This is a genomic window from Vibrio olivae (genome assembly GCF_042428525.1).
Classification (GTDB): domain Bacteria; phylum Pseudomonadota; class Gammaproteobacteria; order Enterobacterales; family Vibrionaceae; genus Vibrio; species Vibrio olivae.
On the sequence record NZ_JBHMEP010000011.1, the window covers coordinates 1 to 14,263 of the forward strand.

13 protein-coding genes, 2 tRNA genes and 1 riboswitch are annotated in these 14,263 nt (G+C 45.0%); of the genes, 12 read left to right on the plus strand and 3 right to left on the minus strand.

The window, feature by feature from the left end:
- The first annotated feature begins 14 nt into the window (after positions 1-14).
- From ACFFUV_RS20200 to thiH, 10 genes are all read left to right on the plus strand, one after another.
- Positions 15-91: transfer RNA gene (locus ACFFUV_RS20200), tRNA-Asp, on the plus strand.
- Positions 92-147: 56 nt separating this feature from the next.
- Positions 148-224, plus strand: a tRNA-Trp gene (locus ACFFUV_RS20205).
- A 620-nt stretch (positions 225-844) separates the two neighbouring features.
- Positions 845-2,227: a multicopper oxidase family protein gene (locus ACFFUV_RS20210; RefSeq protein ID WP_390196635.1), complete on the plus strand. Its 1,383-nt coding sequence runs from the start codon at positions 845-847 to the stop codon at positions 2,225-2,227.
- A gap of 115 nt (positions 2,228-2,342) precedes the next feature.
- Positions 2,343-2,726 carry a fluoride efflux transporter CrcB gene (crcB, locus tag ACFFUV_RS20215; RefSeq protein WP_390196638.1) on the plus strand — a complete coding sequence of 128 codons (384 nt, stop codon included), beginning with the start codon at positions 2,343-2,345 and terminating at the stop codon, positions 2,724-2,726.
- 47 nt (positions 2,727-2,773) lie between these two features.
- Positions 2,774-2,872: riboswitch (TPP riboswitch) on the plus strand.
- A 122-nt stretch (positions 2,873-2,994) separates the two neighbouring features.
- A complete protein-coding gene (gene thiC / locus ACFFUV_RS20220; RefSeq protein ID WP_390196640.1) occupies positions 2,995-4,944 on the plus strand; it encodes a phosphomethylpyrimidine synthase ThiC in 1,950 nt (649 codons plus the stop codon).
- The gene (gene thiE, locus ACFFUV_RS20225) at positions 4,941-6,143 is read left to right on the plus strand and encodes a thiamine phosphate synthase (protein WP_390196642.1); all 1,203 of its coding nucleotides are present in this window, start codon (positions 4,941-4,943) and stop codon (positions 6,141-6,143) included. The genes thiC and thiE overlap by 4 nt, the downstream gene beginning before the upstream one ends.
- A complete protein-coding gene (locus ACFFUV_RS20230) occupies positions 6,137-6,946 on the plus strand; it encodes a HesA/MoeB/ThiF family protein (RefSeq protein WP_390196644.1) in 810 nt (269 codons plus the stop codon). Before thiE ends, ACFFUV_RS20230 begins: the two co-directional genes overlap by 7 nt.
- On the plus strand, positions 6,943-7,161 hold the full coding sequence (gene thiS, locus ACFFUV_RS20235) for a sulfur carrier protein ThiS (RefSeq protein ID WP_390196646.1): 219 nt from the start codon (positions 6,943-6,945) through the stop codon (positions 7,159-7,161). The genes ACFFUV_RS20230 and thiS overlap by 4 nt, the downstream gene beginning before the upstream one ends.
- Before the next feature lie 2 nt (positions 7,162-7,163).
- Complete coding sequence (locus ACFFUV_RS20240) at positions 7,164-7,946, plus strand: thiazole synthase (protein ID WP_390196649.1); 783 nt, start codon at positions 7,164-7,166, stop codon at positions 7,944-7,946.
- Complete coding sequence (gene thiH / locus ACFFUV_RS20245; protein ID WP_390196651.1) at positions 7,943-9,055, plus strand: 2-iminoacetate synthase ThiH; 1,113 nt, start codon at positions 7,943-7,945, stop codon at positions 9,053-9,055. The genes ACFFUV_RS20240 and thiH overlap by 4 nt, the downstream gene beginning before the upstream one ends.
- Before the next feature lie 107 nt (positions 9,056-9,162).
- Here thiH and ACFFUV_RS20250 read toward each other — a convergent pair whose 3' ends face one another.
- Both ACFFUV_RS20250 and ACFFUV_RS20255 read right to left on the minus strand, forming a co-directional pair.
- On the minus strand, positions 9,163-10,953 hold the full coding sequence (locus ACFFUV_RS20250; RefSeq protein WP_390196654.1) for an aminopeptidase P family protein: 1,791 nt from the start codon (positions 10,951-10,953) through the stop codon (positions 9,163-9,165).
- Positions 10,954-11,058: 105 nt separating this feature from the next.
- On the minus strand, positions 11,059-12,000 hold the full coding sequence (locus ACFFUV_RS20255; RefSeq protein WP_390196658.1) for a LysR family transcriptional regulator: 942 nt from the start codon (positions 11,998-12,000) through the stop codon (positions 11,059-11,061).
- Positions 12,001-12,105: 105 nt separating this feature from the next.
- On the opposite strand from ACFFUV_RS20255, the gene ACFFUV_RS20260 reads away from it, so the two are divergent.
- Positions 12,106-13,299 (plus strand): multidrug effflux MFS transporter, encoded by a 1,194-nt coding sequence (locus ACFFUV_RS20260; RefSeq protein ID WP_446697918.1) that lies wholly within the window; start codon positions 12,106-12,108, stop codon positions 13,297-13,299.
- A gap of 87 nt (positions 13,300-13,386) precedes the next feature.
- Positions 13,387-13,671, plus strand: a complete 285-nt coding sequence (gene tsrA / locus ACFFUV_RS20265; protein WP_390196664.1) for an H-NS-like global regulator TsrA — start codon at positions 13,387-13,389, stop codon at positions 13,669-13,671.
- A gap of 52 nt (positions 13,672-13,723) precedes the next feature.
- Here tsrA and asnC read toward each other — a convergent pair whose 3' ends face one another.
- Positions 13,724-14,188: a transcriptional regulator AsnC gene (gene asnC / locus ACFFUV_RS20270; RefSeq protein WP_390196667.1), complete on the minus strand. Its 465-nt coding sequence runs from the start codon at positions 14,186-14,188 to the stop codon at positions 13,724-13,726.
- Between the last annotated feature and the right edge of the window lie 75 nt (positions 14,189-14,263).

Consider the following 14,263-nt stretch of genomic DNA (forward strand, 5'->3'; position numbering starts at 1 on the left):
AGGTATACCACTGCGGAGTGGTAGTTCAGTTGGTTAGAATACCGGCCTGTCACGCCGGGGGTCGCGGGTTCGAGTCCCGTCCACTCCGCCATTTATTTCGATAACCTCGCAACGCGAGGTTTTTTCGAATTTGCATGTAGAAAATTTAGGGGTGTAGCTCCAATTGGCAGAGCAGCGGATTCCAAATCCGCGTGTTGGGAGTTCGAATCTCTCCACCCCTGCCATATTTAAGAAGCCTCAGACTAGGCGTCCTCGCCGAAAGACTGGGGCTTTTTTACGTCTGTGATTTGGGTATTTGTGTTGTAGTTATAATTGGTAGAGCAGCGGATTCCGCTAATCCCTAACACCAGCGCGTGTGGGAGTTCGAATCTCCTCCACCCCTGCCATATTAAGAAGCCTCAGACTCGGCGTCCTCGCCGAAAGACTGGGGCTTTTTTATGCCTGTGATTTGGGTATTCGTGTCGTAGTTATAATTGGCAGAACCGCGGATTCCGCTAATCCCTAAAATCAGCGCGTATTGGAAGTTTGAATCTTCCCATGCCTTCCGCAATTAAGAAGCCTCGTTCGAAACAGCGGGGCTTTTTTACATCTGTAGTTTGGCGTTTTCGTTTCTATGTATGCACTGCATAGCTGCGTATTCGATAAGCACAGGTTTGCAACTGACCCTTCCGAACCGTTGTCCTCTTTGTCTAGGTCATTGTTATTCATCTCCTACGTTGTTGGTCATTTACAGGAAGGTTTCTATACCGCAGTACGATAATTTTATTCGCCTAATGAATTGATTAAGCATTCTCCTTGCGGTTTAGTTACAATTCTTAACTCCTCCGAGCATAATGGACTTGCTATGAAACTTTCTCGTCGTCGATTTATTCAGTCATCATTTGCTTTTACTGCGTTATCTGTGCTGCCAGCTTGTAGTGTTAATCGAAGTTATGATCAACAAGGACGCCCGGTTTATGACCTTACTGCAATGCCTTCCAAAGCTGAGCTGGTACCTGGTTATCAGACATCGATTTTAGGCTTTAATGGACAAATTCCAGCACCGACGATTCGTTGTAAGCAAGGTCAGAAAGTGACGATACGTTTTACCAATTTACTTTCGGAGCCGACAACTATTCACTGGCACGGACTTCGAATTCCAATTGAAATGGATGGTGTGCCGTTTCTGAGTCAGCCCCCTATTATGCCGGGTGAAACCTTTGTCTATGAGTTTACGCCGCCGGATGCGGGTACCTTTTGGTATCACCCTCATATGAATAGTGTGGTTCAACTTGGTAAAGGCCTCGTCGGGCTAATTATTGTTGATGAAGCTTCTCCCGTTAAGTTTGAGGAAGATCATCAAGTCATGGTTAAGCATTGGCATGTTGACCCGCAGGGCGAATGGAAGGATTTGATGATCCCCCGTTTAAGTGCTCGTATGGGAACTCCAGGCGAGTGGGGGACGGTCAATGGTTCACATAACCCGAGCTATTCGTTACAAGAGAATGCGACAACGCGTGTACGCATTGCCAACGTTGATAATACATTAACTTACCCGATTCGACTCGAAGGCGTTGATGCATGGGTTATTGCTATTGATGGCAACCCAGTGAAACGTCCTTATCCGCTCTCAGAGCACAAAGTTGGTCCTGGCATGAGGGTTGATGTGGGGTTTATCGCTCCTCAAGCTGGAGAGCGTGTTTACGTGCGATATATGAAAGGTAAGTTTCCTTTCCCTCTTTGTGAGTTTCAGTGCGTAAAATCTAATTTGTCTCCAGCGAATGTGCTGCCCCGTTTGCCATTGAACCCAATACCTCAAATCGATTTGGATAACGCCCAGCAAATTGATTTTGTCTTTGAATGGCAGGGGGCGGTGACGCCCGTCGATGACACTGGAAAGGCCTCTCCAACTTTTTGGTTGATCAATAAGCGAGCCTGGAATGGGATGAGCGAAAATAGTATCCCAGCTGCTTTAGCGTCTTTGCAGCGCGGAAAGACTTATATTTTTAATTTGAAAAATGTTACTCAGTATCATCACCCTATACATCTTCATGGTCATACGTTTACCGTACTTGAATTGGATGGTGTGAAACTAGATGAACCCTTTCATACTGATACCGTTTTGCTTGGAAAGAACGGAAGTGCAAAAGCAGCCTTTGTTGCAGATAATCCAGGTCGTTGGATGTATCACTGTCATGTCATTGAACATTTAAAAACGGGGTTAATGGGATACATTGAAGTTACGTGACTCCTGTAACTTTTTAAAAATATTAAATTAATAGGGAAAAGTATCGTACTTTTCTTATAACTTATTTTTTAAAACTATCTATAAAATCCCGTCTTGGGTTATAAGGGAAATATCTATGGGACAATCGGCTATTTTGGGCTTCATTGCGCTTGGTGGAGCGCTTGGTGCTTGTTCACGCTATCTAATTTCTGAGTTTTGTATTTTTCTATTTGGACGCGGTTTTCCTTACGGAACATTAACCGTCAATGTGCTTGGTTCTTTCGTTATGGGTCTGATCATGGCTCTGTTCCAAAAAGAACTACTGGCAGTTGAACCTTGGCGTCAAATCATTGGATTGGGTTTTCTTGGCGCGTTAACCACGTTCTCTACGTTCTCTATGGATAATGTCATTTTGTTGCAACAAGGGGCGTTTTTTAAAATGGGGTTAAACGTGATTCTCAACGTAGTGCTCAGCATTTCTGCTGCTTGGGTTGGGTTTCAAATCTTGACTAAGAGCTAAATTAATACCACACCGCTTGGTTTTGTCATTTCATTTACCTATAATCGATTTACTTGTCGGAGTGCCATATGGCTGAGACCGTTTATTCGGGATCCGTTGAACCTGATCTGGTTAGTACCAGCGAAGGGAACAGGAGAAGATATTTTCGTCAGATGAAGTCGTACTGACTTTCCTATCCAATGATCGTACAACGTATTTTTCGTCGGCGATCCCTCTTGTTGCATCTTTCCGTCAAGCATTTTTATTCTTCATTAATAGGAAAAATGCTATGTCGAGTCGAAAGCAATCTAGGCTAGAAGCCAAACAGTTTATAGATACACTATCTGTCCAGTTATACCCCAATTCAAATAAAGTTTACGTCTCCGGAAACTTGACCAATGTACACGTACCGATGCGTGAAATTTGTCTGGCTGACAGTTTGGTTGGTGGAACGAAACAAGCACCAATCTATGAGCCCAATGAGCCTATTCGTGTCTATGATACTTCTGGTGTTTATACCGACCCAAGCCACCAAATCGACCTATATTCGGGCTTACCTAAGTTACGGCAAACTTGGATTGATCAGCGTTGTGATACTGAAAAGCTCGCCCACGTTAGCTCTCAATACACGCGCGAGCGTTTAGATGACCAAACGCTGGATGAGCTTCGTTATGGTCATTTGCCTGAGGTTCGTCGCGCTAAGTCCGGCCTATGTGTCACACAGCTTCATTATGCTCGCCGCGGTATTATCACACCAGAAATGGAATTCATCGCTATTCGTGAAAATATGGGCAGAGCACACTATCGTGATGAGGCTCTGAACCAGCAGCACCCAGGGCAAAGTTTTGGAGCCCACTTACCAAATGATATTACGGCTGAATTTGTCCGTGACGAAGTGGCAAAAGGGCGTGCGATTATCCCTTCAAATATTAATCACCCTGAGTCTGAACCAATGATCATTGGTCGAAATTTTTTGGTTAAAGTAAACGCCAATATTGGCAATTCTTCTGTGTCATCGTCGATTGAGGAAGAGGTCGAAAAGCTGATATGGGCTACTCGATGGGGAGCTGATACGGTGATGGATTTATCAACCGGTCGCAATATCCATGAAACCCGTGAATGGATATTGCGTAACAGCCCGGTTCCGATTGGAACCGTGCCCATGTATCAGGCGCTAGAAAAGGTTAATGGTATTGCAGAAAACTTAAATTGGAATGTGATGCGCGATACCTTAATTGAGCAAGCAGAGCAGGGTGTCGATTACTTTACGATTCATGCTGGTGTTCTATTGCGCTACGTACCTATGACCGCAAAAAGAGTGACAGGTATTGTTTCTCGAGGCGGCTCTATTATTGCGAAATGGTGTTTAGCTCATCATCAAGAGAGCTTTCTTTATACTCATTTCCGAGAGATTTGCCAGATTTGTGCTCAGTATGATGTCGCTTTGTCTTTGGGGGATGGTTTGAGACCCGGTTCAGTGGCTGATGCTAATGACGAAGCTCAATTTGCCGAACTGAGAACGCTTGGTGAGCTGACGAAAATTGCTTGGGAATATGATGTTCAGGTTATTATCGAGGGGCCGGGGCATATTCCAATGCAGATGATTAAAGAGAATATGGATCAGCAACTAGAGCACTGCCATGAAGCTCCATTCTATACGCTAGGACCATTAACAACAGATATTGCACCAGGCTATGACCACATTACCTCCGGTATTGGTGCTGCCTTAATTGGATGGTACGGGTGCGCTATGCTTTGCTACGTAACGCCCAAAGAACACTTGGGATTACCGAATAAGCAAGATGTTAAAACCGGCTTAATTACCTATAAGTTGGCTGCACATGCTGCGGATCTTGCGAAAGGTCACCCTGGAGCTCAAATACGCGATAACGCTTTATCCAAAGCTCGGTTTGAATTTCGCTGGCAAGATCAATTCAATTTATCACTCGACCCCGATACGGCACGTGAATTTCATGACGAAACGTTGCCACAAGAATCTGGCAAAGTTGCGCATTTTTGTTCGATGTGCGGACCTAAATTTTGCTCAATGAAGATTTCTCAAGAGGTCAGAGAGTACGCAAAAGATGAAGCGCAAGTCGCGGCTGATCAGTTGATTACGATAACGTTAGTCGAAGACCCATTAGAAGGTATGCGCCAAAAGTCTCAAGAGTTTTTGAATTCAGGTTCTGAGCTTTACCATCCTGTAAGTGGCTCAACCACCAAGGAGAAGGTGGAATGAACATCCTGATTCCTTATGAATGTATTGAGCTGACAGCAACGATTCAACGTCATTTATTGTTTGCTGAGCGCCATGGGTTTGCTATTGATGATGTGGTTATCGGTGTTAGTCGAAGTGGATATTTTGAGTTAACCAGTCAAGACCAATGCACTCAAACGTTGACGACAGACTGTACGTCATCTCCGCCACTGGATGGTGCCAATCTGGCGATTTATTATCAATCACTATCGACTGAAAGCGTTGACGATACGCAAACTGCTTGGGTCGGTTGTTATCAAGAGAGAAAATATTACGATATTTTTAATGTCGATGGTCTTCAAGCAAAGATTGAATCTGATACACCGATAGCGAATTATCGAGCGCACTTTTGCTGGGTCCTTTCTTTGCTCGCACTCGATTTCCCGTTACAAGACGCGCTTATTATCGCTCGAATGATGGATAATGTTTCACGTGAAACATGGCCAAGTCAGTACGCACTTTTTCCTCATGTGTTGATATCAGAACGCCACTCGTCTTTGAATCAAAGGCTGTCATTTTCACCTGTAGATGCCAATCTTATGGCGATCTACCCAGTGGTCGATAGCTGTTCATGGGTAGAAAAATGCTTAGCTTCCGGCATAAAGACCATCCAATTACGTATAAAAAATCCAAATCAACACGATCTAGAACGACAGATTATGGAGTCTATTGAGCTCGGCAAGCGGTATCGGGCTCAGGTGTTTATTAATGACTATTGGCAGCTGGCCATTAAACACCAAGCTTATGGCATTCACCTTGGTCAAGAAGATTTGGTTAATGCAGATTTAAAACAAATTGCGGAAAACGGTATCCGCTTAGGGGTATCCACTCATGGTTATTTTGAGTTGCTTAACGCACTACAGCTATCACCAAGCTATATTGCATTAGGGCATATATTTCCGACCACAACCAAACAAATGCCCTCAAAACCCCAAGGCATTTTGCGCCTGCAATTCTATCAGCAACTAGTTCAATCATTTGGTCACCTTGAGAAAAGCATACCAACGGTTGCGATTGGTGGCATCGATTTATCTAACATTAAACAAGTTTGGAAAACGAGGGTAGATAGTGTGGCCGTTGTTCGTGCCATTACTCAAGCAGATGATCCACGAAAGGCGATTGAACAGCTACATATCACTGCCAACCCTATGGCCATTAAGTCAAGAGGTGCCTTATGTTGAGTGATGAACAATTTATTCGCTATCAGCGACAAGTGTCTCTACCTGAATGGGGGGAAAGTGGGCAAGAGCAAGTGTCGAAAGGGCACGTTCTTATCATAGGTGTTGGTGGGTTAGGTAGTGCTGCCGCTCTGTATTTATGTGCTGCCGGTGTTGGGAAATTGGTGTTGGTGGATGATGATAAAGTCGAAATCAGTAACCTTCAGAGGCAAGTGAGCTATCGCGAAGTCGACCTGGAAAAGCCAAAGACTGAGGCTTTAAAAACTCAACTTCATGCGTTAAACGCTCATTGCCAAATTCGCACTGTTGGCCATCGCCTATCGGATTCTCAGTTAAACTTGGAAATCGCTTTAGCCGACGTTGTGCTCGATTGTTCAGACAATTTCGAAACTCGACACCAGATAAATCGTTTGTGTTTTGAAGCAAAACGCCCGCTAATTTTTGCCTCGGCCATTGGTTGGCAGGGGCAATTCGCAGTGTTTGATTTCTCTGAACCTGTGAGTTTGAGTGGCTGTTATAGTTGTTTGTTGCCCGAAGCTTCCGCTGGTCGCCAAGTCAATGACTCGTGCAGCGACATTGGTGTAGTTGGCCCCGTAGTCGGGACTTTAGGCAATTACCAAGCGTTGGCGACTCTTCATAAGCTGGTATTCGACCACTTTGTATTTCCTACCAATTTATTCCATGTATTTGATGGCAAGACCTTAGTTTGGCAGAGGTTGTCAATGACACGAGATAATCACTGCGCTATTTGCGGCGATAATGCGCGCTTAAGGAGCGCGCACAATACAGAGAGGATATCGCCATGACAGTTACTCCAAATCGAGTTTTTTTAAATGGCGAGACGGTGGTATTGCAGCGGTTTGGTACTCTGACCGACTTACTCGCAAAGCAGGCTATTACAACCGAATCGGGCTATGTCATCGCCGTTAATAACACCATTGTGCCAAATAACCAATGGTCAGAATTGGTTCTACAAGATGGGGACCACATATCACTTTTTCAGGCCATTGCGGGGGGCTAAAGATGTTCACTATTGCAAACCAAGAATTTCAATCGCGGTTATTTACTGGAACCGGCAAGTTCCCTAATGCTGAGATTATGCTTAGAGCCATTCAAGCCAGCGGTTCATCGATGGCGACAATGGCTTTAAAGCGGGTCGATGTTAATAACCCGAGTGATGACATACTCAAACCTCTTATCGAGGCCAACATTAAGCTTTTACCAAACACCTCTGGGGCGAAAAATGCTAAAGATGCGGTTTTCGCTGCTCAACTTGCTCGTGAAGCACTCGCTACAAATTGGGTAAAGTTGGAGATTCACCCTGATCAACGTTACTTAATGCCAGACCCAATTGAAACCTTGATAGCCGCTGAAAAACTAGTGGAACTAGGGTTCGTGGTTTTACCTTATTGCCATGCCGATCCGGTGTTGTGTAAACGTCTTGAAGATGTTGGATGTGCCGCGGTTATGCCTCTTGCTGCGCCGATAGGAAGCAACAAAGGTTTGGTGGCTCGTGAGTTTTTACGAATTATCATGGAACAGTCAAGTATACCGGTTGTGGTGGATGCAGGCTTAGGTTCGCCGTCAGATGCGGCGTTGGCCATGGAATTGGGGGCGGATGCCGTATTGGTCAATACGGCGATCGCCTCAGCTAGTCAGCCAATAGAAATGGCGAGAGCATTTTCATTAGCGGTTGAGTCTGGAAGAAGAGCCTACAACGCTGGTCTCGGCGTTCAGCAACCTTTTGCTTCTGCGAGTAGTCCATTGACCTCATTTCTTGATGAATTATCTAAGGGGGAAGTATGAGCTTTGTCGAGGTACATCAAGGTATCGAGTGGAGTAGTATTCAAAGGTCTATTTATGCCAAGAACCGTCAGGATGTTGAACGAGCGCTAGTGAAAGAGAGGTTGGATTTGGAAGACTTCAAAGCGCTTCTTTCACCAGCCGCCGAACACTATTTAGAGCCGTTAGCGCAACGAGCGTATCAGTTAACTCGGCAACGTTTTGGTTTCACTATCGGAATGTATGTGCCTCTTTACCTCTCGAATTTGTGTTCCAATGCCTGTACTTATTGCGGCTTTTCTATGGAGAATCGCCTTAAGAGGCGTACATTAACAGAGCTCGAAATTGATGCTGAAATTGAGGTTATTAAGCAAATGAAATTCGACAACGTGCTGTTGGTGACCGGTGAGCATCAAAACAAAGTAGGGATGGAGTACTTTAGACGAGTTCTACCTCGTATTAAAAAAGCATTTAATTATCTGTCGATGGAAGTTCAACCTCTGAATCAAATGGACTATCAGCAATTAAAGCAACTCGGTTTGGATGGTGTCATGGTATACCAAGAGACTTACAACCCCGACACCTATGCCGAGCATCACTTGCGTGGTAACAAAACAGACTTTAATTATCGCTTAGATACACCCGACCGCTTAGCAAAAGCGGGTATCGATAAAATAGGTATTGGCAGTTTAATTGGTCTTGAGGATTGGCGAACAGACTGTTGGTTTACTGCGGCTCATCTTGACTACCTGCAAGGGCGTTACTGGCAAAGCCGCTATTCCATATCTTTCCCAAGATTACGTCCGTGTACTGGAGGGGTCCAACCCAAGTCTCTGATGAATGATAAACAACTGGTTCAAACCATCTGTGCATTTCGATTGTTAAGCCCTGAGGTTGAGTTATCGCTATCGACTCGGGAGTCCGCTCGCTTTCGAAATAATCTTCTGCCGTTGGGAATCACATCGCTTTCCGCAGGATCAAAGACCCAACCCGGTGGTTATGCAATGGAGGATGTTGAGCTTGAACAGTTCGCAATAAGTGACGAGCGTTCACCTCGCGAAGTTGAAGCAATGCTTCGTCGCCAAGGTTTCGATCCGGTATGGCGAGATTGGCAGCCTTGTTACTCAGGATAAATACTAACGATACGCCCTGTTCTGCGTCTGAGTGTTTCACGTGAAACATTCCAAGTCATAAAAAAGGCCACTAACTCGTGGCCTTTCTATCTAATTACAAGCTACCTTTATTCGTGATGCAAGGGGCTTGTCGCTTGTTGTAACCACGTCTTATCTTGGCCTGCAACAAGAGGGCTGACATCATTCCACACTTTCTGATGGTAATCATTGAGCCACTCTAGTTCAGCGTTGGTCAGCATATCGACGTTGATATTGCGTTTATCGATAGGGCAGCGGGTTAGCGATTCAAAGCCTAATACTGAAAAATCACCTTGCGTTTCATGTTCGACAACAAGCTCTAAGTTTTCTATTCGAATACCGAATCCATCAGCTCGGTAATAACCTGGTTCATTGGATAGCACCATTCCCGGCATTAATGCGACTGTGTTTTGTCGTTTAGAGATACTCTGTGGACCTTCGTGTACATTTAGGAAATGGCCAACCCCATGGCCTGTACCATGGTCGTAATCGAAACCTTCAGCCCATAAAAACTGACGGGCTAGTGCATCTAATTGTGGCCCGGTGGTGCCTTTGGGAAATCTAGCTTTGGCTAACGCGATGTGGCCTTTTAATACCAAAGTAAATTGATTGATCATCTCCTGTGTAGGTTGGCCAATGGCTACCGTACGAGTGATATCCGTGGTGCCATCAAGATACTGACCACCTGAATCCACAAGGTATAACGAATGGTTCGGCAGTTTTCCAGGAGCAGGCTGATTTTCATGATTATAGTGGCACATTGCAGCGTTAGTACCTGCTGCTGAAATAGTATCAAAACTTAGATCCATCAAGCTGCTGTCTTGTTGGCGGAAAGCATGGAGGGTATCAGAAATGACCGCTTCATTATGGAAGCGACCAGCCGCGACTTCACCATCTAGCCAGCATAGAAATTTAGTCATCGCAGCACCATCTCGAATATGACAGGCTTTCATTCCTGACACTTCTGTGGCGTTTTTGGCGGCTTTAGGCAATTGGCATGGGTCAGGTTGGGCAATGATTTCAGCGCCAGCATTTTGCAACGTTAAACTAAACCAAGCATTGCTGTTATTGGCGTCAAGTAGGACCCGCTTATGTTCCAGCCTGTTTAAACGGCACTCTAGCTCGCTTGGCTCAAACACGCTGACGCCTGGGCCAACATGTTCAACAAAGCCTTGTGCGAGTCGTGATGATTCAATAAAGAATTCCAAAGTTGCATCGTTATGAATGATGGCATGAGAAAGCAGAACAGGGAGGCGTGAAACATCACCACCGCGAATATTCAAAATCCAAGCGATTGAATCCAATGAGGTCAATACAGCGCTATCAATACTCTCTTTCACCAGTTGGTTCGCAATAGTTTGACGTTTACTTTCACTGCTTTGGCCCACGCTCGATTCTGGCATCAATCGCATGGTAGAAATGATCGGCTGAGGGCGTTCTTGCCACAAAGTATCAACGGGGTTTTCGCTGAGAATAACCAACTGATGGGACGCTGCAAGTTTGCTTTGGGCTTGATTGAGCCAAGCGCCGCTGTGCATGCGTGGATCTATTGCCACTTTTGCTTGTTTGCCGACACACTCCTTAACCCATTCTAACACGGGCTCCGTCACCAAGTGGCGGTATTCAAATAGATCATTTGGTACTTCATTAGTGACTTGAACGGTATAACGTCCATCAACAAAAATAGCGGCTTTGTCGTGGGTAATGACAGCGGCGCCTGCAGAGCCTGTAAATCCCGTTAGCCAGTGAAGACGCTCATTATGAGCCGGGACATATTCGCCCAGAAATTCATCTTCATGGGGAATAATGATTGCATCGAGTTGTTGAACGTTCAGCCATTGGCGAACCGCTTCAACACGCTGGGCGATGATATCTTGCATCTGTGAATCCTTATTTATTCTTCATCCTTTTGGACTGATGACTGTGCCAATTTATCGCGTTTGGCGTTGGGGAATAAGCTACTCTTTTTAGTGTGAGGCTGCAAACTATCTCAAGGGTTTGGTCTTCTCTTCAATCAATGTTTTTAGCCAATTGAGAGCAGGGTCATTGGAACGTTCTCTATGCCAAAATAAGGTGTAAGCCATTGGCGGAAATTCAAAGGGAATCGGCCTCGTTACCATGCCTAATTGTTTGGCGCTTAATTCAAGAAAATGGCTGGGTGCAGTAAAAATGAAGTCTGTATGGCTACATAGACTGGCAGCACTATTGAAATCGGGAACCGTAATCGCGATATCACGTTGCTGGCCAATGTCTGCTAATCGGTAGTCTAGAAGCCAGCGATCACTACCATCACAGCGTACCTGAACATGGCGTAATGACAGGTAAGTCTCTAGGTTCCATGTTCGTGAGAGAATCGGGTGGTCAGCTCTCATCATACATTGATGGTTGTCTTGGTAGATTTCCATTTCACAGATATCACTCGGTGTCATCATGGTTAAGCGGGCATCGTTAGCATCGATGTCTTTACCGGTAATACCGAAATCGAGTTGACCAGATTGAATTTGTTTAAAGGTTTGGTCACTCCATACATGAGTGCTCAGTGTAACGTTTGGCGCTTGCTGAAAGATGTCTTCTAAAAAGTGGGGAAGAATTAAGGGATAGACACTTTCTACGGAGGCTATTTCGAACTTGTACTCGCTGCTTTTCGGGTCAAAGACCTCGGGCTCAGCTAATTGCTCAAGATGGTGTATCAGTGCATCCACTTTCGGTTGGAGAAAAAGTGCTCTTGGCGTCGGTTTGAGACCATAGGATTGGCGTACAAATAAAGGATCGTCAAATTGCAAACGTAACTTCGCAAGGGACTTACTAACCGCAGACTGACTTAAACACAAGCGCTGTGCTGTGCGAGTCACATTCCGTTCTTCTATCAGGACCTTTAAGCACACTAAGAGGTTGAGGTCCATACGCGCCAATTGTTCTATATTCATGAGAAATTCTCTATTGGAATATCACAAATGAGTACATATCATTTTTAGTAATAACTAAAGCTCGCATAAAATACTACCAACTTCAATTTGTAAATGAGATGTTTTGTGAGCCAAGTTTCAAGTTCATCGGTCCCGCGCAATCAATTTATATTGCTGATCCTCTTGGTGCTATTTAGTCCACTTGCGATCGATATTTATCTCCCAGCGCTCCCTCAGATCGCTGAAACGTTTCACGTGGAACATACACTGGCACAAGACACAATTTCACTGTTCTTGTTTGCAATGGGCGTCGGCCAATTAGTCGCGGGGCCCCTTGCAGACAAACACGGGCGTCGAACGGTTGCATTGGGAGGTATCAGCTTATACTTTTTGAGTGCTTTATTGGCATGGGGTGCTCAAAATATTGAGTGGATGCTGGTGGCTCGGCTGCTACAAGGCTTAGGTGCGTGTGCGACATCGGTAGCGGCCTTTGCAACCGTTCGCGATTCTTTTGGTCCTCAAAAGAGTGGCAAAATGATTAGCTATCTTAATGGGGCCATTTGCTTTATTCCGGCATTAGCGCCGATTCTTGGGAGTTGGCTAACTCAAGCGTTTGATTGGCGGGCAAACTTCAGCTTTATGGCACTGTATGCACTGGTGGTTGGGAGCGCGTTGTTCTGCGGTCTTAAAGAGACAAACCCTCAACCACAACAGGGTAAGCTTTTTGACGTAAGCCGCTATTGGTCGGTATTGAAGAACCCTATGTTCTTGTTCCACGCTGGACTGTGTATGTTTGCGATGGCCGTTATCTTAGCGTATGTCACATCGGCACCTATCGTGTTGATGGGCCAAATGGGTGTGAGCATGAATGGTTTTGCGCTGTGGTTTGGCATTAATGCAGTGGTTAATATTATTGCATGCCTCGCCGCGCCAAAGTTTATGGACCGGTTTGGTGTGCACAAGACTTTAGTCGTTGGCCTCGCATGTATGTTACTCGCAGGCATATTGATGATCGTGGTTTCCTCTCAATTGACACCGTTGACGTTTATGTTGCCGATTTTTATCTCATCATTGAGCTTTGCATGGATTCTTGGTGCTGCCGCCGGAAAGGCTCTGGCACCCTTTGGTGATCGAGCAGGCACTGCAGCAGCATTACTTGGGCTGTTTCAAATGAGTGGTGCAGGGCTTGTTGTGAGTCTGGTACAGCGTTTAGGACTAGAGCCAAGTATGATGATATCTTTTCATATGCTTATCTTAACACCTGCTATTCTTATACTGTTCTCATCAGTGGGACGCGCTTGGCACAAAATTGAGATTTGATTAAGTTTAAGCGCTTTGACGACTGATAAAAACGATGTATATTGACCCCTCAAATCTGTAACGCTTTTCAGTGGATACTTAACGATAATGTCGATGACAACTTACGAGATGGCTCGTGTTTTGGAGCAGTTAGAAGAGTCTCCAGAGAAGATCATGTTTGGTAAATTACTCAATGAATTGGGTAACCAAAGTGGAGAACGTATTCGCAGTGCAGCGAAAAACGTCCCTTTACACATGCTGCGTGATATTGTATTTCAATTTCAACAAGTGATTGATGCACGCAAAGATGAGCAAGTTGAGATCATGGCAAAACAGATCGCTGAACAGGGCATCTCAGTCGATGACCTTAAAGCGTATCTTGCTCAAAAATAATGAAGACTTTGCGTGAATAACGGCTCTCAGAGAAATCTGTGGGCCGTTTTTATTATGGATTTACGTTACGATTAATCGGGTTCTGCAAAGAAATCAGTGTTTCAGTGGATTGCACTTCATCGATCGCTTGAAGTTTATCAATCAAGACATATTGCAACTCTTCTATTGAGCGGCACATGAGTTTGACGAAGATATTGTAGGCTCCCGTGGTGTAATAGGCTTCAACCACCTCCTCAAGAGCGTTGAGTTTTTCTAGTGCGGAATGATAATCCCGTGCGGCATTAAGATTAATACCAATAAAACAACATACGTCGTAACCCAATTTTTTCGTGTCGACAATCACCTCTGTGCCTTGAATCACATCCGCGGCTCGCATTTTTTCAATACGAACGTGGATCGTGGCAGGGCTGACATTAAATTGCTTGGCCATTTCGGCATAGGGTTTACGCGCATCATCCATCAAGGTTTTAAGAATGGCGCGGTCTAAATCATCCAACTTGCTGCTTGGAGTTTGCATCTACTTCACCATAAAGCATGTGAGTGTCAGACATGAGCTGACGACCTAATAGCGGTAATTCACCATATCCACGCA

Excerpts from the sequence above, each read along its gene's own strand:
- ACFFUV_RS20250 (WP_390196654.1), bottom strand. The coding sequence starts at position 10,953 with ATGCAAGATATCATCGCCCAGCGTGTTGAAGCGGTTCGCCAATGGCTG.
- ACFFUV_RS20230 (WP_390196644.1), top strand. The coding sequence starts at position 6,137 with ATGTTGAGTGATGAACAATTTATTCGCTATCAGCGACAAGTGTCTCTA.
- ACFFUV_RS20255 (WP_390196658.1), bottom strand. The coding sequence starts at position 12,000 with ATGAATATAGAACAATTGGCGCGTATGGACCTCAACCTCTTAGTGTGC.
- thiH (WP_390196651.1), top strand. The coding sequence starts at position 7,943 with ATGAGCTTTGTCGAGGTACATCAAGGTATCGAGTGGAGTAGTATTCAA.
- thiC (WP_390196640.1), top strand. The coding sequence starts at position 2,995 with ATGTCGAGTCGAAAGCAATCTAGGCTAGAAGCCAAACAGTTTATAGAT.
- crcB (WP_390196638.1), top strand. The coding sequence starts at position 2,343 with ATGGGACAATCGGCTATTTTGGGCTTCATTGCGCTTGGTGGAGCGCTT.
- tsrA (WP_390196664.1), top strand. The coding sequence starts at position 13,387 with ATGTCGATGACAACTTACGAGATGGCTCGTGTTTTGGAGCAGTTAGAA.
- thiS (WP_390196646.1), top strand. The coding sequence starts at position 6,943 with ATGACAGTTACTCCAAATCGAGTTTTTTTAAATGGCGAGACGGTGGTA.
- asnC (WP_390196667.1), bottom strand. The coding sequence starts at position 14,188 with ATGCAAACTCCAAGCAGCAAGTTGGATGATTTAGACCGCGCCATTCTT.
- ACFFUV_RS20210 (WP_390196635.1), top strand. The coding sequence starts at position 845 with ATGAAACTTTCTCGTCGTCGATTTATTCAGTCATCATTTGCTTTTACT.
- thiE (WP_390196642.1), top strand. The coding sequence starts at position 4,941 with ATGAACATCCTGATTCCTTATGAATGTATTGAGCTGACAGCAACGATT.
- ACFFUV_RS20240 (WP_390196649.1), top strand. The coding sequence starts at position 7,164 with ATGTTCACTATTGCAAACCAAGAATTTCAATCGCGGTTATTTACTGGA.